This is a genomic window from Sinomonas sp. P47F7 (assembly GCF_049332655.1).
GTDB lineage: Bacteria > Actinomycetota > Actinomycetes > Actinomycetales > Micrococcaceae > Sinomonas.
Genome location: NZ_CP186327.1, coordinates 1,525,552 through 1,545,354, shown reverse-complemented (window position 1 = coordinate 1,545,354; position 19,803 = coordinate 1,525,552). Strand labels below are relative to the sequence as shown.

General features: G+C 71.5%; 17 protein-coding genes. 14 read left to right on the top strand and 3 right to left on the bottom strand.

Translation table 11 applies throughout. The annotated features are described in order from the left end of the window. The first annotated feature begins 115 nt into the window (after positions 1 to 115). From nirB to ACOKR1_RS07280, 6 genes are all read left to right on the top strand, one after another. Positions 116 to 2,743 carry a nitrite reductase large subunit NirB gene (nirB, locus tag ACOKR1_RS07305; RefSeq protein ID WP_422936032.1) on the top strand — a complete coding sequence of 876 codons (2,628 nt, stop codon included), beginning with the start codon at positions 116 to 118 and terminating at the stop codon, positions 2,741 to 2,743. Between the two features lies 1 nt (position 2,744). After that, positions 2,745 to 3,809 (top strand): uroporphyrinogen-III C-methyltransferase, encoded by a 1,065-nt coding sequence (cobA, locus tag ACOKR1_RS07300; RefSeq protein ID WP_422936031.1) that lies wholly within the window; start codon positions 2,745 to 2,747, stop codon positions 3,807 to 3,809. Positions 3,810 to 3,847: 38 nt separating this feature from the next. Continuing rightward, complete coding sequence (locus ACOKR1_RS07295; RefSeq protein ID WP_422936030.1) at positions 3,848 to 5,014, top strand: uroporphyrinogen-III synthase; 1,167 nt, start codon at positions 3,848 to 3,850, stop codon at positions 5,012 to 5,014. 84 nt (positions 5,015 to 5,098) lie between these two features. Next, a complete protein-coding gene (gene deoC / locus ACOKR1_RS07290) occupies positions 5,099 to 5,794 on the top strand; it encodes a deoxyribose-phosphate aldolase (protein ID WP_422936029.1) in 696 nt (231 codons plus the stop codon). Positions 5,795 to 5,812: 18 nt separating this feature from the next. Next, on the top strand, positions 5,813 to 6,046 hold the full coding sequence (locus tag ACOKR1_RS07285; protein WP_422936028.1) for a hypothetical protein: 234 nt from the start codon (positions 5,813 to 5,815) through the stop codon (positions 6,044 to 6,046). Positions 6,047 to 6,532: 486 nt separating this feature from the next. Then, a complete protein-coding gene (locus ACOKR1_RS07280; RefSeq protein WP_422936027.1) occupies positions 6,533 to 7,264 on the top strand; it encodes a hypothetical protein in 732 nt (243 codons plus the stop codon). Positions 7,265 to 7,396: 132 nt separating this feature from the next. Here ACOKR1_RS07280 and mfd read toward each other — a convergent pair whose 3' ends face one another. Continuing rightward, on the bottom strand, positions 7,397 to 11,077 hold the full coding sequence (mfd, locus tag ACOKR1_RS07275; RefSeq protein WP_422936026.1) for a transcription-repair coupling factor: 3,681 nt from the start codon (positions 11,075 to 11,077) through the stop codon (positions 7,397 to 7,399). Positions 11,078 to 11,296: 219 nt separating this feature from the next. On the opposite strand from mfd, the gene ACOKR1_RS07270 reads away from it, so the two are divergent. From ACOKR1_RS07270 to nhaA, 3 genes are all read left to right on the top strand, one after another. Continuing rightward, positions 11,297 to 11,800: a DUF2505 domain-containing protein gene (locus ACOKR1_RS07270; RefSeq protein WP_422936025.1), complete on the top strand. Its 504-nt coding sequence runs from the start codon at positions 11,297 to 11,299 to the stop codon at positions 11,798 to 11,800. Continuing rightward, positions 11,800 to 12,021 (top strand): SCO4848 family membrane protein, encoded by a 222-nt coding sequence (locus ACOKR1_RS07265; protein ID WP_415855169.1) that lies wholly within the window; start codon positions 11,800 to 11,802, stop codon positions 12,019 to 12,021. The genes ACOKR1_RS07270 and ACOKR1_RS07265 overlap by 1 nt, the downstream gene beginning before the upstream one ends. 161 nt (positions 12,022 to 12,182) lie before the next feature. Further along, a complete protein-coding gene (nhaA, locus tag ACOKR1_RS07260) occupies positions 12,183 to 13,466 on the top strand; it encodes a Na+/H+ antiporter NhaA (RefSeq protein ID WP_422936024.1) in 1,284 nt (427 codons plus the stop codon). 72 nt (positions 13,467 to 13,538) lie between these two features. Here nhaA and ACOKR1_RS07255 read toward each other — a convergent pair whose 3' ends face one another. Then, entirely contained in the window at positions 13,539 to 13,682 is a 144-nt protein-coding gene (locus tag ACOKR1_RS07255) for a hypothetical protein (protein ID WP_422936023.1), read from the bottom strand. A gap of 13 nt (positions 13,683 to 13,695) precedes the next feature. On the opposite strand from ACOKR1_RS07255, the gene ACOKR1_RS07250 reads away from it, so the two are divergent. Then, positions 13,696 to 14,343: a hypothetical protein gene (locus ACOKR1_RS07250; RefSeq protein ID WP_422936022.1), complete on the top strand. Its 648-nt coding sequence runs from the start codon at positions 13,696 to 13,698 to the stop codon at positions 14,341 to 14,343. Positions 14,344 to 14,346: 3 nt separating this feature from the next. Next, complete coding sequence (locus ACOKR1_RS07245) at positions 14,347 to 14,760, top strand: hypothetical protein (RefSeq protein ID WP_422936021.1); 414 nt, start codon at positions 14,347 to 14,349, stop codon at positions 14,758 to 14,760. Here ACOKR1_RS07245 and ACOKR1_RS07240 read toward each other — a convergent pair. Continuing rightward, positions 14,728 to 15,441: a hypothetical protein gene (locus ACOKR1_RS07240; RefSeq protein WP_422936020.1), complete on the bottom strand. Its 714-nt coding sequence runs from the start codon at positions 15,439 to 15,441 to the stop codon at positions 14,728 to 14,730. The genes ACOKR1_RS07245 and ACOKR1_RS07240 overlap by 33 nt on opposite strands. Positions 15,442 to 16,075: 634 nt before the next feature. On the opposite strand from ACOKR1_RS07240, the gene ACOKR1_RS07235 reads away from it, so the two are divergent. The 3 genes from ACOKR1_RS07235 to ACOKR1_RS07225 are packed head-to-tail and all read left to right on the top strand — an operon-like array spanning position 16,076 to position 19,796. Then, a complete protein-coding gene (locus ACOKR1_RS07235; RefSeq protein WP_422936019.1) occupies positions 16,076 to 16,684 on the top strand; it encodes an acyltransferase in 609 nt (202 codons plus the stop codon). Then, positions 16,681 to 19,368, top strand: a complete 2,688-nt coding sequence (locus ACOKR1_RS07230; RefSeq protein WP_422936018.1) for a WecB/TagA/CpsF family glycosyltransferase — start codon at positions 16,681 to 16,683, stop codon at positions 19,366 to 19,368. Before ACOKR1_RS07235 ends, ACOKR1_RS07230 begins: the two co-directional genes overlap by 4 nt. Next, the gene (locus ACOKR1_RS07225) at positions 19,365 to 19,796 is read left to right on the top strand and encodes a VanZ family protein (RefSeq protein WP_422936017.1); all 432 of its coding nucleotides are present in this window, start codon (positions 19,365 to 19,367) and stop codon (positions 19,794 to 19,796) included. Before ACOKR1_RS07230 ends, ACOKR1_RS07225 begins: the two co-directional genes overlap by 4 nt. The last annotated feature ends 7 nt before the right edge of the window (positions 19,797 to 19,803 follow it).

Genomic DNA, 19,803 nt, shown 5'->3' with positions numbered 1-19,803 from the left:
GACAGTGAAGTTAATCGGCCGTTACACCCGGGCAACTGATGCGAAATCGCGGCTCCCTACGCTGGAGGAAACCCCGCCGGGCTGTCCGGCGCCCCTTCGACGGAAGGCACCATTCGTGAGCATTCCCAGCCCCAGCGCCCCCCGGACGCATGGCACCCCGCGCCGCGTCGTCGTCGTGGGCGGTGGCCCCGCCGCGCACCGCTTCGTCGACGCCATGGCCGCCCGCGGCCTCGACGGCTTCGAGGTCACGGCGCTCGCGGAGGAGGCGCACCTCCCGTACGACCGCGTGGCCCTCTCGAAGGCGCTCCTCGGCGACGTCGACCTCACGCTCGGCGAGGCCTCCATGTGGGACACGGCCGGCGTCGAGCTCCGCCGCGGCGCGAAGGCCGTGCGCATCGACACCGCGGCCCGCACGGTCCACACCGAGGACGGAGCCGCGCACGCGTACGACGAGCTCGTGCTCGCGACCGGCTCCAACGCGGCTCGGCTCCCGATCCCGGGCGCCGACAAGTCGTATGTGTACCGCACGCTCGAGGACGTCTGGTTCCTCCGCGCCGAGATCGGCCGCCTCGCCGCGGGGCTTGACCGCAAGCCCACGGTCGCGGTGATCGGCGGCGGTCTCCTCGGCATCGAGGCGGCGGCGGGCGCGCAGGCGCTCGGCGCCGAGTCCGTCATCATCGACGGCTCGCCCTGGATGATGAACCGCCAGCTTGACGAGGGCGCCGGGCAGGCGCTCGGCCGCCTCATCGAGGGCAAGGGCTTCACGGTGCACGGCGGCGTCTTCCCGTCCGAGATCATGACGGACGACGGCGGGCGCGTCACCGGCGTGCTCATGGCGGACGAACGCGTCATCGAGGCGGACCTCGTGATCGTGGCGATCGGCGTGCGCCCCCGCGACGAGCTCATCCGCGCCGCCGTCGAGGACGAGGCCGGCTTCGAGCTCGGCCCGCGCGGCGGCGTGGTCATCGACGAGAGCTGCGCGACCGCCGTCGACGGTGTGTGGGCAATCGGCGAGGTCGCGAGCTTCGGCGGAATGTGCCTGGGCCTCGTGGCCCCGGCCAACACGATGGCCGAGATCGTTGCCGACCGCCTCCACGGCGGCGACGCGACGTTCCCCGGCTTCGACACGGCGACGAAGCTCAAGCTCTCCGGCGTGGACGTCGCGAGCTTTGGCGACGCGTTTGCCAAGGAGCCGGGCGCGCTCGAGATCGTGTACGCCGACCCGGCTCGGGGCGTCTACCAGAAGATCGTCACGACTGACGACGCGACGACCCTCCTCGGCGGCATCTTCGTGGGCGACGCCACGCCATACCAGAGCCTGCGCCCCCTCCTGGGCCGCGAGCTCCCGGCCGAGCCCGGCGCGTTCCTCTCCGCCGCGGGCGGCGGCACCGCCCCCGACACCGAGCTGCCCGACGACGCGACGCTGTGCTCGTGCAACAACGTCTCCGCCGGTGCGCTGCGCGACGCCGTCAACGGCTGCGGGACGTGCGAGGGCAAGGACCCGGTCCGTGACGTGCCCGGCCTCAAGGCCTGCACGCGCGCCGGAACGCAGTGTGGTTCGTGCGTGCCGATGATCAAGAAGCTCCTCGAGAAGGAGCTGCAGAAGGCCGGCGTGACGGTCTCGAAGGCCCTGTGCGAGCACTTCGAGCTCTCCCGCCAGGAGCTGTTCGACGCGATCCGCGTCCTCCAGCTCACCTCATTCGAGGACATCCTCTCCCGCTACGGCAAGGGCGCGGGCTGCGACATCTGCAAGCCCGCGATCGCGTCGATCCTCGCGTCGCAGCACTCGGCCTACGTCCTCGACGCCGGCCGCGGCACTCTCCAGGACACGAACGACCGCGCCCTCGCGAACATGCAGAAGGACGGCACGTACTCCGTGGTCCCCCGCATCCCGGGCGGCGAGATCACGCCGGACAAGCTCGCGGTCATCGCCTCCGTGGCCAAGAAGTACGGTCTGTACACGAAGATCACGGGCGGCCAGCGCATCGACATGTTCGGCGCCCGCCTCGAACAGCTCCCGCTCATCTGGGGCGAGCTCATCGAGGCCGGCATGGAGTCGGGCCAGGCGTACGGCAAGAGCCTGCGGACGGTGAAGAGCTGCGTCGGCTCGACGTGGTGCCGCTACGGCGTGCTCGACTCGGTGGGGATGGCGATCCAGCTCGAGCTGCGCTACCGCGGCCTGCGCAGCCCGCACAAGCTCAAGCTCGGCGTCTCGGGCTGCGCGCGCGAATGCGCCGAGGCCCGCGGCAAGGACGTCGGCGTGATCGCGACCTCCGAGGGCTGGAACCTGTACGTGGGCGGCAACGGCGGCGCGAACCCCGCGCACGCCCAGCTCCTGGCCGGCGGGCTGGACGACGAGACGCTCGTGAAGTACATCGACCGGTACTTCATGTACTACATCCGCACCGCGGATCGCCTCCAGCGCACGGCGCACTGGCAGGCCGACCTCGACGGCGGGCTCGACCACGTGCGCCAGGTGGTGGTCGAGGACTCCCTAGGCATCGCCGAGGAGCTCGAGGCGGCCATGGCCATGCACGTCGAGAACTACGAGGACGAATGGGCCGCGACGCTCAAGGACCCCGAGCGGCTGCGCCGGTTCCGTTCGTTCGTCAACGCGCCGGACGCCGCGGACGAGTCGATCGTGCACGTCGCCGAGCGCGACCAGATCCGGCCCGCGACGGCGGCCGAGCGGGTGTCGCTCGGCTCGACCATTCCCGTCCGCGCCGCGGCTCAGGAGGTGTGACGTGCAGCTCGAGATCACGCTCGCGGGGACGACCGTCGTCCTGCTCGGCGAGGCCGACGCGTCCCGCCAGGCCCTGCTCCGGTACCGCCGGGCGGGCGCCGCCGTGGCGCACTTCGACTCGCCGGCGGCGTTCTTGGCGGCGGTCGCGCTCCCCGCGCGGCCGGGCCTGGTCGCCATCGTCGACCCCCTCGCTGGAGGCCGTGCGGCGAACGACGACGGCGACTGGGCTGCCGTGCTCGACCACTACCGGAGCGCGGGGGTGCCGCTCGTGCGCGAGCCGGCCGCCGGAGCGCGCGGGCACGTGACGCTCGTGGGCGGCGGGCCCGGATCGCGCGGGCTGCTCACGGTCCACGCGGTCGAGGCGCTGCGCGACGCCGACGTGGTCCTGTTCGATCGCCTCGCGCCGTGGCGCGAACTCGAGAGGCTCACGACGGCGCAGCTCGTGGACGTCGGCAAGCTCCCCGGGCACCACAAGGTCCCCCAGAGCGAGATCAACCGGCTTTTGGTTGAGCACGCGCAGGCGGGCCTCAATGTGGTGCGGCTCAAGGGCGGCGACCCGTTCGTGTTCGGGCGCGGCGGCGAGGAGGCCGCGGCCTGCGCGGAGGCCGGAGTTGCCGTCCGAGTCGTGTCGGGGATCTCGAGTTCGATCGCCGTGCCCGCGGCCGCGGGAATCCCCGTGACACACCGAGAAGTGAGCCACTGCTTTACCGTGATCTCGGGGCACGCGCCGCTCACGGCTTCCGAGCACGAGCACCTCGCGGGGCTCGGCGGCACTGGTGCAACCCTAGTAGTACTGATGGGCGTCGCGAACCTCCCCCACCTGGCCTCGGGCCTGCGGCGGGCGGGGATGCCGCTCACCACGCCGCTCGCCGTCGTCGAACGCGGACACCAGGCGGGCCAGCGCACCACGGTGACCGAGCTGGGGCGGGCCGAGGCGGACACCTCGGCGTGCGGCAACCCGGCCGTGATCGTGATTGGCGACGTGGTGCGGCTCGCCGGAATCGGGGACCGCGCAGCGGAGGGGCGGGAGCTCCACGACCTCGCGGCCTCGCTGCTCACGGCGTGACGGGCAGCGGGCACCAGGACCATGGGAAGGACGTTGAGATGAGCGGAGCGGCAACGATGGGAGCCGCAACGGCGAAGGAAGCGGTGGCGGAGCTCGAGACGGCCCTCAAGGGCTTCCGGGTCGGCGTCACCGCGCACCGACGCGCGGAGGACCTCATCGAGGCCCTCGAGCGGCGCGGGGCCGAGGTGCTGCACGCCCCTGTGCTCACGATCGCGCCCGTCGGCCAGGATCTCGGCGTCCTCGAGGACACGCGCCGCACGATCGAGTCGCGCCCTGACATCTGCATCGTCACGACCGCGTACGGCATGCGCCGATGGCTCGAGGTCGCGGACGCCGCCGGGCTCGGCGAGAACCTCCAGGAGGTCCTGAGCGCCGCGTCCCTCTACGTGCGGGGACCCAAGGCGCGCGGCGCCGTCCGCGCGGCCGGGCTCGCCGACGTCGGCATCTCGAACGACGAGACCACCGCGACGCTCGTGGACCTCGTGCTCCGCGACGCCGGCGGGCGGCTCGACGGGCACCGCGTGGTCATCCAGCTCCACGGGTACACCGACGGATCGCAGCTCGACCGGCTCCGGGACGCGGGCGCCGAGCTCATCACGGTCACGCCCTACCGGTGGGTGCGGCCCGAGGGCGAGGACCGGCTCGAGGCGCTCATCGCCGCGGTCTGCGCGGGTGAGCTCGACGTCGTGACGTTCACGAGTGCCCCCGCCGTCGATGCGCTGTTCAGCGCCGCCCACGAGATGGGCCTCTACACCCCGCTCATCGCCGCGCTCCGCCAGCGGGTGGCGACCGCCGCCGTCGGCCCCGTCACGGCCGCGCCCCTCGAGGCGGCGGGCCTGCGGCCCTGGGTGCCCGACCGCTTCAGGATGGGCGCGCTCATCAAGCTCGTCACGGACAATCTCTCGCGGCGCCAGGTTCGGCGCGTCGAGACGCCGGCCGGCCCCGTCGAGCTGCGCGGCCGGACCATGACCCTCGCCGGCGAGGAGCTGTTCCTCGCGCCCGCCGCGATGCTCCTGTTCCGCGCACTGTTCGACGCCGGCGGGGCCGTAGTGCCGCGCGAGGCGCTCGCCCGGCTGCTCTCCCAGTCGGGGTCGAGCCATGCGCTCGACATGGCCGTCAACCGGCTGCGGAACACGCTCCCGAACCCCGACCTCGTGCAGACCGTGGTCAAGCGCGGGTACCGGCTGCGGGTCGAGCGCGCGTAGCCCCCGCGGACCTTCGGGGCGCCCGCAGTGGGTGCGGCCCGGATGTGCCAGTATGGGGATGATCCCGACCGAAAGGACGCCCCCGTGCCTTCCGAGCCACACCTCAGCCCCGCGGACATCGCAGGATTCATCGACCACACGCTGCTCAAGCCAACCGCGAGCGAGGCCGAGATCCTGCAGCTGTGCAGCGAGGCGATCGAGCACGGCTTCAAGTCCGTGTGCGTGAACCCCCGCTGGGTCAAGACAGCCCATAGGGCCCTTCGCGGCAGCAACGTGCTCACGTGCGCCGTCGCGGCGTTCCCGCTCGGCGCGACTCCCACGGACGTCAAGGTCTACGAGGCGCGCGGCGCGACGCTCGACGGCGCGGACGAGGTCGACATGGTGATCGACATCGCGGCCGCCCAGGCGAACGACCGCGGCGCCCTCGTGGACGACATCCGGGCCGTCGCGGAGGCCGTGCACGGTAGCTCGTCGATCCTCAAGGTCATCATCGAGACGGCGCTCCTGACCGACGATCAGAAGGTCCTCGCGTGCGAGGCCGCCGTCGAGGCGGGCGCGGACTTCGTCAAGACGTCCACCGGCTTCAACGGCGGCGGTGCGACGATCGAGGACGTGGCCCTCATGCGCAAGACCGTGGGGCCGCATCTCGGCGTCAAGGCGTCGGGCGGGGTACGAACCCTCGCGGACGCGCGGGCTATGATTGCTGCGGGTGCCAACCGGATCGGCGCGAGCTCCGGTGTGGCCATTGTGACCGGCGGCTCCGGCTCCGGTTCGTACTAAGCACTCTAGGAGACAAGCATGGCTGACAACGCCGAGAACCGGCCGATCGAGAACGAGAACCCTCTGGTCGGCAACATCGTCATCTTCGTGGTTCTGATGGCGATCTTCGTGCTGGGCCTCGTAGCCGTCTCCTGGCTCGACTTCACGACCGTGTGGCCCATGGCCGTGCTCATCCTGTGCTTTGTCGGCGCGTTCTTCATCCCGATGGCGATCATCGGCCGCTCGGATTCGGGCAGCGAGCACCGCAACTAGTCCCCCGCGCCCCGCTCGGGCGGTCGCGGCCGCGCCGTTTCGTCTCGGGTACAGCTACCCCGCTCTCTGGGCGTTTCGGGTACGCCAACTCAGGTCCAACTGCTCTTCGGGTACAGATAAGCCCGGCCGGATACCTCATTCGGCCGGGCTTATCTGTACCCGAAACCATCTGGATTGCTCCTCCACGAAAAGCGCTGAGGCGTCTCGTCCACATAGACGTAGGGCGGCCAGTCAGCGCCCCGATCTTCCTGACTCAATGAGGGCATGTCCCATGAGATGCTGCCCAGTCCTCTTCGCAGTTCGTCCTTCACCGTTGAGGAGGCGCTGGAACTCGGCGTCAGCCCCAGACGCCTGGAGGCCCCCGATCTCCTGCGCCCCAGCAGAGGAATACGCGTCCCCGAGCTGGCCCGACAATCGCTTCTTCAACGAGCACGGCCATACACGGCGATCCACGGCACGACCGTTGTTTCGCACGTCAGTGCAGCGATGGCGCACAGGATTCCGCTCCCCGCGTGGGCGCAGGATCCGACGATCCTCGATCTTTCGCGGGCGCCGGGCCGCGACCCGGGGAGCAACGAACGGCTCGGGCAGCCGCGACGTTCCGAGATTCGCGGGCACCGCCTTCGTCTCCAAGACGACGATGTCACAACCCTCGATGGGACGCGGGTCACGACCCCGGCCCGAACCTGGCTCGACCTGTGCAGCATCCGAGGGCTGAGCTTTGACGATCTCATCGCCGCCGGCGAGTACTTGGTGTCCGAGCACGAGCGGACCTTTCACCCCAGGACCGCGATCGTGCAGCTGGCGGACCTTCGTTCGTACATCGAGAGCCGCCATCGGGTAGTCGGCCTCGGACGCGCGCGCATCGCCCTTGAGCTGTTGGCCGTTGGCGTCGACTCGCCGCCAGAGTCGTATCTCCGGCAGATGCTTGAGCGGGCCGGGCTCCCCAAATTCATCCCCAACTGCCCCGTCACAGATCCGTGGGGCGGGACCATCTGGATTGATCTTGGGAATGTCGAGTTCCGAACAGGCGTGGAGTACGAGGGCGAGCACCACTTCACTGAAGAACAGATGGCCTTGGATGCGTGGCGCGACACCCGCACCCGCGCCGCGCGCTGGAATCAGGTCAAGATTACCAAGCACGACATGGCCCGCGGCGAATCGTACGTGGTGCAGCGCGTGGTCGAGGCGCTTCGGGACCACGGGTACCGCAGGTAGGCGTACCCGAGACAGACACAGGCCCGAGTTGGCGTACCCGAGACAGACACAGGCCCGAGTTGGCGTACCCGAGACAGACACAGGCCCGAGTTGGCGTACCCGAGACGGATAGGGCGGGGCGGGTTAGTCGAGCTAGTCGGTGAAGATGGCCGTGACCACCTGGTCGGCCCAGTCGAGGATCTCCTTGTCCTGCAGGTCTCGTCCGCCCACCGGCGAGGTCTTGGGCTTCGGGATGAGCACCGCGCCGAGCGCCGGCTTGAACTGCGCCCCCTTGTACATGCGCGTGAGGCGCATGACCTTCGACTCGGCCAGCTCCGCGGGCGCGAACCGCACCATATTGCCCTGAAGGGCGACGTCGGTCAGACCGGCCGCGCGGGCCCGTACCCGGAAGCGGGCGACGGCGGCGAGGTTCTCCACGGGCGCGGGCGGCTCGCCGTACCGGTCGGTGAGCTCGTCCATGACCTCGCCGATCGCGCCGTCGTCGGTCGCCGCCGCGAGCTTGCGGTAAGCCTCGAGCCGAAGCCGCTCCCCCGGGACGTAGTCGTGCGGCAGGTGGGCGTTGACCGGGAGCTCGATCTTCATGTCCGCGGTCTTCTCCTCGGACTCGCCGCGGAAATCGGCGACGGCCTCCCCGACGAGCCGGATGTACAGATCGAAGCCGACCCCCGCGATGTGCCCGGACTGCTCGCCGCCGAGCAGGTTGCCCGCGCCACGGATCTCGAGGTCCTTCATGGCCAGCTGCATGCCCGCGCCCAGCTCGTTGTGCGCCGCGACGGCCTTGAGCCGCTCGAGCGCGACCTCGCCGAGCGGCTTCTCCGACGGGTACAGGAAGTACGCATACGCTCGCTCGCGCCCGCGGCCCACGCGACCACGGAGCTGGTGGAGCTGCGAGAGCCCGTACGAATCGGCCCGGTCCACGATGAGGGTGTTCGCGTTCGAGATGTCGAGACCGGTCTCGATGATGGTCGTGCAGACCAGGACGTCGAAGCGCTTCTCCCAGAAGTCCACGATGATCTGCTCGAGCCGGTGTTCGGACATCTGCCCGTGCGCGACCTCTACCCGCGCCTCCGGCACGAGCTCGCGGATCGACGCCGCCATCTTCTCGATCGACGCGACGCGGTTGTGCACGAAGAACACCTGGCCCTCGCGCATGAGCTCGCGCCGGATCGCGGCGGAGACCTGCTTGTCCGTGTAGGGGCCCACATACGTGAGCACGGGGTGGCGTTCCTCGGGCGGGGTGGCGAGCGTCGAGGTCTCGCGGATGCCCGTGAGGGACATCTCGAGCGTGCGCGGGATGGGCGTCGCCGACATCGCAAGGACGTCCACATTCGTGCGCATCTTCTTGAGCGCCTCCTTGTGCTCGACGCCGAAGCGCTGCTCCTCGTCGACGATCACGAGCCCGAGATCCTTGAACTCGACCTCCTTCGAGAGGAGCCGATGCGTCCCGATGACGACGTCGACGCTGCCCTTCTGGAGTCCCTCGACCGTGTCCTTGGCCTCGCCTCCCGCCTGGAAGCGGCTCAGCGCCCGCACGCGCACGGGGAAGCCCGAGAAGCGCTCGGAGAAGGTCTCGAAGTGCTGCTGGGCGAGCAGCGTGGTCGGCACGAGCACGACCACCTGCTTCCCGTCCTGGACGGCCTTGAACGCGGCCCGGACGGCGATCTCGGTCTTGCCGTACCCGACATCACCGGAGACGAGGCGGTCCATGGGGATGTCCCGCTCCATGTCCGCCTTGACCTCGTTGATCGTGGTGAGCTGGTCGGGCGTCTCGATGTAGGGAAACGCCTCCTCGAGCTCGCGCTGCCACGGAGTGTCCGGCGCAAACGCGTGGCCGCGGGAGGCCATGCGGGCCGAGTACAGGCGGATGAGCTCGCCCGCGATCTCCTTGACTGCCTTCTTGGCCTTGGACTTCGTGGCCGCCCAGTCCGCGCCGCCCATCTTGGAGAGCGAAGGCGCGTCCCCGCCCACGTAGCGGGTCACCTGGTCGAGCTGGTCGGTCGGCACGAAGAGCCGATCCCCGGGCGCCCCGCGCTTCGACGCCGCGTACTCGAGCACGAGGTACTCGCGCATGGCGTCCGAGCCTCCCCCGGCCCCGCTTCCAGCAACTTTGCGCTGGACCAGCTCAACGAACTTGCCGATGCCGTGCTGCTCGTGGACCACGAAGTCACCCGCGTGGAGCTGGAGGGGGTCGACGGCGTTGCGCCGGCGCGAGGGCATCTTGCGCATGTCGCGGGTCCCCGCGGCGCTCGCGCGGCCGAGCAGGTCTGCCTCCGTGAGCAGCCCGAGCTTGAGGCCATCGAGCACGAAGCCCTTGCCCGCCGTCGCGGTCGTGATCTCGATGATGCCCGGCTCGGGCTCGCCCTCAAGCCCCTCGAGGCGCGTGCACGGGATCTGCGCGTCGTGGAAGAGCTCCGCGAGGCGCTGCGCGGGGCCGGGGCCGTCCGTCGCGACGACGAGGCGCCACTGGTCCGCGACGCGCGAGCCGATGAACTGCATCATCTCGCCGACGTCGCCGTGATACCCGCGCGGCTCGCGGGCCGCGATCGAGAGCGTGTCGATGTCGAGCACGGTCTCCTCGTCGACGCCGAGCGACGTGACCGACCACCACGAGATCGAGCGGGCGATCGCGGCCGAGCGCGTGTCCGCGAGCGTCGAGAAGCTCGCGTCCTCGAGTCGGCCAGCATGCTCGGCGGCGTCCCCACTGGCGCCCCCGCCCGCGGCGACGCTCAGGTCGAGGGGTGCGGCCCCGCCGTCGGACGCTGTGGCCCACGCGGCGGCGAGGAACTCGTCATTGGTGGCGGCGAGATCATGCGCTCGGGAGCGCACCTTCTCGGGCTCGAGGAGCAGCGCGACGGAGCCCTCGGGCAGCTCGTCGACGAACGGCACCATCGAGTCGACGAGAAGCGGCGCGAGGGACTCCATGCCCTCGACGGCGATGCCGCCCGCGATCCTCTCAAGCATGTCCTCGGCGGCGGGAAGCTGCCCCCTGAGGCGTGCCGCGCGGCTCATGACGGACGGCGTGATGAGCAGCTCGCGGCACGGAGGGGCGATGAGGGACGTGGGGTGGTGGATGTGCGGGCCCGTGAGCGAGCGCTGATCGGCGACGGCGAACCAGCGCATCTGCTCGATCTCGTCGCCGAAGAACTCGACGCGCACCGGGTGGTCCTCGGTAGGCGGGAAGACGTCGATGATCCCGCCGCGCACCGCGAACTCACCGCGGCGGCTCACCATGTCCACGCGCGCGTACGCCGCCGCGGCGAGGGCCCGGACCACCTCGTCGAACGAGCGCTCCTGGCCCACCGTGAGCGAGACCGGGGCGAGGTCGCCGAGGCCGGCGACGAGCGGCTGCAGCACCGCGCGGATAGGGGCGACGACGACGCGAAGCGGCTGTGCGCCGTCGTGCGCCGCGCCGTGCCCTTCGAGCCCCGGGTGCGTCAGGCGACGAAGGACGGCGAGGCGGCGCCCCACGGTGTCCGAGCGCGGCGAGAGGCGCTCGTGCGGGAGCGTCTCCCAGCTCGGGAACAGCGCGGCCGAACCGGCCGGAAGGTACGCGCCGAGGGCCGCGACGAGGTCCTCGGCCTCGCGGCCCGTCGCCGTGACGGCGAGCAGGACTGAGCCCTCGTCGGGGAGCGTCTCGAGGATCTCCGCGATGAGCACGGGACGAAGACCGGCGGGTGCGGCGACCTGCAGGTCCTGGCTTCGCCGGCCCGCGGGCTTCGACGCATAGTCGCGGAGCCGCGCGACGGTCTCGTCCTCGGCCACCGCACGGCGGAGGCCTTCGAGCGATGCGGGTCGCAGCACGTCAACGGACACGGGATCCTCCCAAAGGGCAGCACAGAGACCCGGAACCAGCGAGCAGTCCGGGGGATGCAAGTAGCCTATCGCGAGCGCGGCGGCGTGAGGATGGGCGGCGGCCTCGGGCTGCGGGACCCCTGCCACAAGCCCCGCGGCGTCATGGTGGTCGAGGGGCCTCCGCAGGACCCCTAGGATGGTCCCGGCCCCCATTCCCCAGAGGCAGATTGGAAGGACCCCATGGCCCTCGAAGCCACCACCACCCTGAACTACCCCGTCGACCAGGTCGCGGCGGTCTTCGCCGACGAGGCGTTCCAGCGTCACGTGAGCGAGCTCGTTGGAGGCAAGCTCGAATCGTTCGCGATCGACGGCGACGTCGCCGGCGCCTTCACGGCCACCGTGGTCCGCCAGGTTCCGACGGGCCGTCTCCCGGAGATCGCCAAGAAGTTCGTGGGCGAAAGCCTCAAGGTCACGCAGGTCGAGGCCTGGACGGCCCCCGAGGCCGACGGCTCGCGCCAGGCGGACATCACGGTCAAGGTCGCGGGCGCCCCGGTGGACGTCGCCGCCGTCCAGCGGCTCACGGCCGACGGCAGCACGACCCGCATCGAGCTGACCGGCAAGGTCTCGAGCTCCGTCCCGCTGCTCGGCGGCAAGATCGCCGACGCTGCCGAGCCCATGGTCGGCAAGGCCCTCAACCTCGAGGCCACCCAGGCCGAGGCCTGGCTCGCAGGCGAGATCGTCTGATGCAGCTCCCCGCGGCACTCGCTTGGCTGCTCGTTGTGGCCGGCGTCTGGAACATCGTCGTGTGGCCACAGTTCCTGCGCCGCGTCATGAAGGACCCGCGCGCACGGGACGAGGCCGGGCGGGCCACCCGCTTCCTCACGGTCCACGTGTTCCTTGTCGCCATCTCGGTCACGCTCGGAGTCGCTGTGGCTGTCGTGGGGGTTCGGGCGCTCTTCGCGTAGCCGTCCGTTTGGCGGCATGACCGTCCCTCGGAGGCACAACCGTCCGGCGTGCGGGACGGTCATGCCTCCGAGGGACGGTCTTCGTCCGGCTAAAATTGACTGAGGTGCGCCGGGAAGTCTGGTCGGCAAGTTCCGCCGTCGACCCCAGGACAGGTGCCAGCATGGCCGTACCACCAGCATCCCGCCCGCGCCGCCGCGCCCTCGCGCGCGGCAGCTCTCTTGAGTACCGGCGCGTCGCCGAGATCCTCCGCAAAGAGACCGTGGGCGGCGCCCTCCTCCTCGCCGCGACCACGATGGCGCTCGCGTGGGCCAACTCCCCCTGGCAGTCCGCGTATTTCGCGCTCCGCGACCTTCGCGTCGGGTACGCGCCGTGGCGCCTCGACCTGAGCCTCGGCCAATGGGCCGCGGACGGCCTCCTGGCGATCTTCTTCTTCGTCGCGGGCCTCGAGCTCAAGCGCGAGTTCGTCGCGGGCGAGCTCCGCCGGCCCTCCACCGCCATCGTGCCGGTCGTGGCCGCATGCGGGGGCGTCGCGCTCCCCGCCATCCTGTTCACCCTCATCAACCTCCCCACCGGCGGCGACGCGCTGCGGGGCTGGGCCGTGCCCACGGCGACGGACATCGCGTTCGCGCTCGCCGTGCTCGCGATCATCAGCACGCATCTGCCCCCGGCGCTGCGGACCTTCCTCCTGACGCTTGCCGTGGTGGACGACCTCCTCGCGATCGGCATCATCGCCCTGTTCTATACAGACGGGATCAACCTCGCCGCGCTCGGCCTCGCGCTCCTGCCCCTCGCGGCGTTCACGTGGCTCGTCCGGCGGCGCGTGCGCGCGTGGTGGGCGCTCGCGCCGCTCGCCGCGGGGACGTGGGTGCTCGTGCATGCCTCCGGGATCCACGCGACCGTGGCGGGCGTGCTCCTCGCGTTCGCCGTCCCCGTGCTTCGCGGCGAGAAGGCCGGCGGCCCTGTGCCGGGGCCGGGTCTCGCGGAGCACTTCGAGCACCGGTTCCGGCCCATCTCGGCGGGTGTGGCGGTCCCGCTGTTCGCGTTCTTCTCGGCTGGCGTCACCGTGGGCGGGCTCGACGGGGTCGGTGCGGCCCTCGCAGATCCGGTAGCGATCGGGGTCGCCGTGGGCCTCGTGGTGGGCAAGGCGCTCGGGGTGTTCGGCGCGACGTGGCTTGCCACGAAGTCCCGGCACGCGGACCTCGATGCCGACCTCGCGTGGATCGACGTCCTCGGGATCTCCGTGCTCGCCGGCGTGGGGTTCACGGTGTCGCTCCTCGTCGCGGAGCTTGGCTTCGGCCCGGGGTCGGCCCACGACGAGCACGCCAAGGTGGCCATACTCACGGGTTCGCTGGCCTCGGCGGTGCTGGCCGCGATCGTCCTTCGCGCCCGGAACCGGCACTACCGCCGCGTCGCCGCCCAGAGCAACGCAACCCTGGGGAGATAGCCGTACCCGAAACGCAGCCGCCGTCCCGGCGCGTGCTGCGCCGGGACGGCGGTCCCCCCAAGGCGGGTTAGATCACTCGTGCTCTCCGCGACGCCGCCGGGCGAACGTCGGAGTGAGCGTGCCGAGCAGCATGAGGACGCCAGCGACGAAGAAAGCGTTGGATGACGTGTAGTCAACCGGGGTTGCGCCCGCGGCGGTCTGCGCACGAAGGCTCACCAGGCCCTGCGTCGTGGCCTGGGTCGGGTCGGACACGACGGACGACGACGGCGGGTCGCCCGCGGTGGTCGTCGCACCGGACGACGACGGCGGGTCGCCAGCCGTGGTCGTAGTGCCGGACGACGACGGGGGTATCACGGGCGCTACCGGAACCGTTGGCGTGGTCGAAGTGCTCGGGGCCGACGTCGTGGGGCTCGTGGGGGCGGGGGTTGTCGGCTGCGTCGGCGGGACCGTCGTCACGGGCGCAGAGCTGGTTGGGGCGGTCGTCATCGGGGCCGTCATCGTCGGCGTCGTCGTGATTGGCGCGGGCGTCGTGGGGACGGTTGTCGGCGCTGAGGTGGGGGCCGGCGTCGTCGGCGCGTTCGAGGTCGGGGCCGGATCCGTCGCGGTCGGGACCGGAACGGATGGCGGGGGCGCACTGGTGGTCGGCGCAGGAGTGGTCGGCGCTGGCGTCGTGGGCACCGTCGGAGCCGGAGTCGTGGGCGCCGTCGTGGGCGCCGCCGACGTAGGCGGCGCCGTCGTAGGCGGGGCGGACTGCGAAGGCGGCGCGGTGGTCGGCGTCACCGTCGGCGGCGCAGTGGTCGGCACAACGGTCGGCGTGGTGCTCGGCGTCTGCGTGGGCCCGCCCGGGGAGACGCAATTGTTCGCGTACAGCACCTGACCGATGGCGTCCCAGTTCTGCCCCGGCACGATGATCGTGGTGCCGTCGCTCTGGACGAAGGCGAAGGAGGGGAAGACGTCATCCGTGAACCGCGGGCGCGAGCCCACGATCGAATCCTTCGCGGTGAGGATCGAGACCCACGGGTTGGCCGCGGACGACGTGCGGTGGCACACCGGGATCGACGTCGCGTTGGCGGACCCCGGCGCGGCGACGGCCGGGCTCGTGGCGATGCCGACCGCGAACAGCCCCACGGCGCCGGCCGCGAACAGCCCCACGACGTGCTTCTTCGAAAATCGTGAAATGAGCGGCACGATGCCCGCCTCCTTTGTCTCCCCCTGCGCGGCTACCGCTTGTGGCGGTTGCCGCGAGCCAATGCGGGCACGTTCACGTGCATTGCCCGCATCGGAATGTCAATAGAACGATCTGCCCGTCGGGATTCTCGTAATTGCATGAGAACACGACGACCAGGCACGGATCATTTGCAAAAGAAAATGCCTTTGACTTGTCGACCACTTCCCGGCTTGCGAGCGCGCATTGCACCATCTTGCCGAGCGCGTCGGTGGCGGTGGCCGCCTGCCCGATCTCCCAGCCCGCGAAGCTCAGCCGGTTGAACGGGAACGTCGCGTCGTTGCACAGTGCGACGGCCTGATGGCACGAATGCGCCGCCAGGACGATGGGCCGCACCTCGTCCGACTCCCCCGTTCCGGCGAGCCAATGCGCCACCGGATCGAAGTTGTTCGCGTCGAGCGGCGGGTCCACGGGCTGGTCCTTGCTCCAGGCGGTCGGGACGACGCTGACCGTGAGGCCGGCGGCGGGCCACGAGAACCTGGTCAGAGGAAGCGCGATCGAGGGACCGTGGGACACGGCCGGCGAGCCGACTGCGGTCGGGGCAGCCGCGCTTGAGGCGGCCGCGGTTCGGGTGGACGCGGCGGTGGGACCCGCGGCCGGAGCCGCCGGAGCGGTCCCCTGCGAGGGCCCCGAAGCCGGGGTGGCCAGCTGCTGCGCTGCCCCGGCCCGGAGCTGCTCGTGCGCGTCGATCTGAAACTGGCGCGCACCGGCCGTGGCGGCAATTGCCGTCGCGATTCCAAGGGTCAACACCCTGAACCACCCCCAGCCTTTTCCATGCGCCCGAGCCAAATGCCGCACAACGCGCCTCGACTTCCATTACTCAATTCGCCGCGGTCTAAAGAGCCGACCGTGACGAGGTGCGCGACGCGGGATTCCCAGCAATCCCCGTCGCCCAACAAATTCGGCGAATTACCGAACTTCACCCTTCAAGTACAGCCGCCGCACGTTCCGAGGTCACCAGTAGTCGGTACCCGGGTTCTTAAGGCCCTAGGACGGGGCACCTCTGTGAGTACGCGAAAATGCCCACTTGCGGCTACCCAAGTAGTGCGCAGGTGGGCCCGCGTGATCGGCCCCGCTACTCGCCTCGGGCGCCGCGGCGGCTCCGCGTGCGATGCGCGCCGCTGAGCCCGGAATCCCGGGCCTGACGGCCCGCGTTGCGGCCCGAGTACCCGGTACGCAAACACCGCCGGAGGCGTCTCGGGGACTACTTGCCCGCGCCCTCGGCCCGTACGCGCACGTCGCGCGGCCGGGAGCCGCCATCACCCGATTACCGGCCCGCGAGGACCCGTTTCAGCCGGACCGCCTTGTCCACCACCGGGGGCGATTCCGACCGTAGAACCAGGAGCCAGCGCGCCCAGAGCTGGCACCGGGGATGGAGGGGTGCATGGTCCGGAACCATCCGACCGCGGAGATCGAGGCCGGAGCGATGATCGGCGACGGAACCGTCGTCTGGCAGTACGCGCACGTCCGCGAAGGGGCCCAAGTGGGCCGCGATTGCATCGTGGGCCGCGGGGTGTACATCGGGCCGGGCGTCCGCGTGGGCGACCGGTGCAAGATCCAGAACTACGCGCTCGTGTACGAGCCTGCCGTCCTTGCCGACGGCGTCTTCGTGGGCCCGGCCGTGGTCTTCACGAACGACCTCAATCCGCGCGCGATCACCCCGGACGGGCGCCTCAAGGGCGCCGACGACTGGATCGCCGTCGGCGTCACCGTGGAGACCGGCGCGTCGATCGGTGCCCGCGCGGTGTGCGTCGCCCCGATCCGGATCGGCGCGTGGGCCATCGTTGCGGCCGGCGCCGTCGCGGTCAGGGACGTCCCGGACTACGCAGTCGTGGCGGGCGTCCCGGCGCGGCAGATCGGCTGGGTCGGCGAGGCGGGCCACCGCCTCAAGCAGGAGACCTACTCCACCGGCGAAGGCACCGCGTGGCTGTGCCCCGTCACGGGCGCCCGCTACGTCGAGAGCGAGGGGCGGCTCCGGAGGTCCGAGCCGTGAGTACTGCCTATACCCGCCCCAGCCACCCGAACCACCCCGGCCTGGCCGTGACACTCGGCGGCACCGCCGTGACGCTGCTCGACCGCGACGACGCCGTGGGCGCGATCCTGGCCGGCTGCCGCGAGCGCACCGCGGCGCTCGGCGTCGTCTCCGCGAACCTCGACCACGTCTACCACTTCGGCTCGGGCGGGCGCTGGGAGCGCGCGCTCGAGGCGGCCGACGGCGTCGAATGGCTCACCCTCCTCGACGGCGCCCCGCTCGCCGTGCAGGCCCAGCGCGTCACGGGGCGGCCGTGGCCGCGGCTCGCTGGCAGCGACCTCATCGGCCCGGTCCTGGACCGCGCCGAGTCCGACGGCCTGAGCGTCGGCTTCCTGGGCGGGAGCCCTGACGCTCAGGTCCTCCTCCGCGGCCGCCTCGCCGAGCGACGGCCGGGCCTCGCCGTCGCCGGTTTCTGGGCCCCCAGCCGCGGCGAGCTCGAAGACCCTGCGATGTCCGCCGCCGTCGCCCGTTCGATCGCCTTGGCGCGCGTGGACGTCCTCGTCGTGGGGCTCGGCAAGCCGCGGCAGGAGCTCTGGATCGCCGAGCACGGCGCCGAGACCGGCGCGCGCGTGCTCCTCGCCTTCGGTGCCGTGGTCGACTTCCTTGCCGAGAGGATCCGGCGTGCCCCGGTGTGGGTCGCCGACCACGGCTTCGAATGGGCGTGGCGGCTCGCGCTCGAGCCGGCCCGCCTCTCCGAGCGCTATCTCGTGCAGGGCCCCGAGGCGTACGTGCGGCTGCGACGCCACAGTGCCGCGAGGCAAGAGACAGCCGGCGTCGCGCTCGCGGCCGCCGCGAGGACTGCGGCGGCGCGCGCCGGGGCCCAGTCAGCGCACCCGGCGGGCCGGGGGCTCGTGCCCGGAAGCCCCCGGCCGGACGCCGAGGGCGGCTTCGCGCCCTCGGGCGAGCCCGCGGACGTCGCGGTGCTCGTCGCGACCTACAACAGCGCGGACACGGTCGGACCGCTCGTGGAGTCGCTGCGGTCGGCGGCGCGCAGCGTCCGGCTTCGCGTCGTCGTCGCGGACAACTCCCAGGACCGCCGGACCCTCGGCGCGCTCGCCGCATTCCCCGACGTGCTCGCGTTCCGCACGGGCGGAAATCTCGGGTACGCGGGGGCGATCAACGCGGCCGCGGCGGCAGCGGGCGACGCCGAGGCCTACCTCGTGCTCAACCCAGACTGCGAAGTGTTCCCCGGGGCCGTCGACGCGATGCTCACGCGGCTCCGCGCGAGCGGCGCGGGCGCCGTCGTGCCGCTCATGATGACGGACGACGGCGGCCGCTACCCGTCGCTGCGGCGCGAACCGAGCGCCGTGCGCGCGTGGGGCGACGCGCTCTTCGGCGCCAAGCTTCCGCGGCGGCCCCAGTGGAGCGCCGAGACCGACTACGACGCCGAAAGCTATGCCCACGCCCACACGGTGGACTGGGCCACGGGCGCGGCGATCATGGTCTCCGCGGCGGCCGCCCGCGCCGCCGGCCCTTGGGACGAGCGGTACTTCATGTATTCCGAGGAGACCGACTACTGCCGCGCCCTGCGGCTCAAGGGCTTCGAGGTGTGGTTCGAGCCCGCGGCGCGCGTCATGCACTCGGGCGCCGGGAGCGGGACGTCGAGCGGGCTCGCGGCCCTCATGGCCGTCAACAAGATCCGCTACATGCGCAAGCACCACCCAGGGGTGCCCGCGGCGCTCGCGGCGGCCGCCGTCGTCGTCCGCGAAGCGCTCCGGGCGGGCGACGCCAGGCATCGCCGCACGCTCGCCACGCTCGTGCGGCCCCGCCGCTGGCCCGCGCTGCCGCACGCGAGCGCCCACACGCCGGACGGTCCCGCGGAGCATCCCGCGGGCTGCGTCGTGATCCCCGCCCACAACGAGGAAGGTGTGATCGCGCGGACGCTCGAGGGGCTGCGGCCCGCGATCGAGAGCGGACGCGTCGAGGTGATCGTGGCGTGCAACGCGTGCACGGACCGGACGGCGCGCATCGCGTCGCGCTATGCCGGCGTTCGCGTCCTCGACCTCTCCGAACCTGGCAAGGCCCGCGCCCTCAACGCGGCGGACGCCGTCGCGAGCCGCTGGCCGCGCGTGTACCTGGACGCGGACATCGAGGTCCCGCCCGAGGCGCTCGCGGGCATTCTCGCGGAGCTCGGCCGGGGCGAATACCTCGCTGGCCGGCCGGACTTCCGCTACGACACGTCCGGCTGCGATCCGCTCGTGGCCGCGTACTACCGCGCGCGGGTGCGGATCCCGTCGAACCGGGCCGCCCTGTGGGGCGCCGGCTGCTACGCCATGACCGAGGAGGGGCACCGGCTCCTCGGCTCGTTCCCGGAAGGAGCCGCGGACGATTTCTACGTCGACGCGGCGTTCGACCCGGGGAACAAGATCCTGCTCGGCGGCCCAGCGGTTGTCGTGCGCCCTCCGCGCACCTCGGCGTCGCTCGTGGCCACGCTGCACCGGATCTACCGGGCGCCAGCCTCCTCTGGAGGGGCCGCGGCGCCGATGCGGACGCTCCGGGGGCTCGCCGCCTCCGTGCGCGGACCGTTTTCTGCCCTCGACGCCGCGGTCTACGCGTCCTTCGCTCTTGCCGGGCGGCGTCAGCCCGGCGGAGCGAAGGGCGCCCATGAGCTCCTGTGGGAGCGCGACGAGAGCAGTCGGCGATGAGGCGGCGCGCATTGTGGTGGGCGCTGGGGCTGTACGGATTGGCCCTCGCGGTCCTCGTGTTTGCCCCGGCGGGGCCGAGCCTCAAGGGCGTCGCCCTGCCGTCGTGGCTGCATGCCGGGGCCATTGAGGCCGCCGCAAACGTCGCGATCTTCGTCCCGGTGGGTTTCCTCCTCGTGCTGATCCTCCCGCGCCGCTGGCGTTGGCTGGCCGTGGTGGGCTGCTGTGCGCTCTCGACGTTCATCGAGACCGTCCAATGGATCCTGCTGACCGACCGTTCCGGCAACGTCCGGGACGTGATCACCAATACCACGGGCGCCATCATCGGCGCCCTCTGCGGTGCGATGTGGCTTCGTCTCCGGCGCCCGCGGCCCTCAGAACGCGCCTCCGATCCGGGGGCATCCCTTTCCGAGACCTCCACCGGGTCATAGCGAGGAG

What these genes read in the sequence shown, in the direction of transcription:
- ACOKR1_RS07295 (WP_422936030.1), top strand. Translation starts at nt 3,848, where the DNA reads ATGAGCGGAGCGGCAACGATGGGAGCCGCAACGGCGAAGGAAGCGGTG.
- nhaA (WP_422936024.1), top strand. Translation starts at nt 12,183, where the DNA reads ATGGCCGTACCACCAGCATCCCGCCCGCGCCGCCGCGCCCTCGCGCGC.
- ACOKR1_RS07235 (WP_422936019.1), top strand. Translation starts at nt 16,076, where the DNA reads ATGGTCCGGAACCATCCGACCGCGGAGATCGAGGCCGGAGCGATGATC.
- ACOKR1_RS07285 (WP_422936028.1), top strand. Translation starts at nt 5,813, where the DNA reads ATGGCTGACAACGCCGAGAACCGGCCGATCGAGAACGAGAACCCTCTG.
- ACOKR1_RS07280 (WP_422936027.1), top strand. Translation starts at nt 6,533, where the DNA reads ATGGCGCACAGGATTCCGCTCCCCGCGTGGGCGCAGGATCCGACGATC.
- ACOKR1_RS07225 (WP_422936017.1), top strand. Translation starts at nt 19,365, where the DNA reads ATGAGGCGGCGCGCATTGTGGTGGGCGCTGGGGCTGTACGGATTGGCC.
- ACOKR1_RS07245 (WP_422936021.1), top strand. Translation starts at nt 14,347, where the DNA reads ATGGCGTCCCAGTTCTGCCCCGGCACGATGATCGTGGTGCCGTCGCTC.
- ACOKR1_RS07265 (WP_415855169.1), top strand. Translation starts at nt 11,800, where the DNA reads ATGCAGCTCCCCGCGGCACTCGCTTGGCTGCTCGTTGTGGCCGGCGTC.
- ACOKR1_RS07270 (WP_422936025.1), top strand. Translation starts at nt 11,297, where the DNA reads ATGGCCCTCGAAGCCACCACCACCCTGAACTACCCCGTCGACCAGGTC.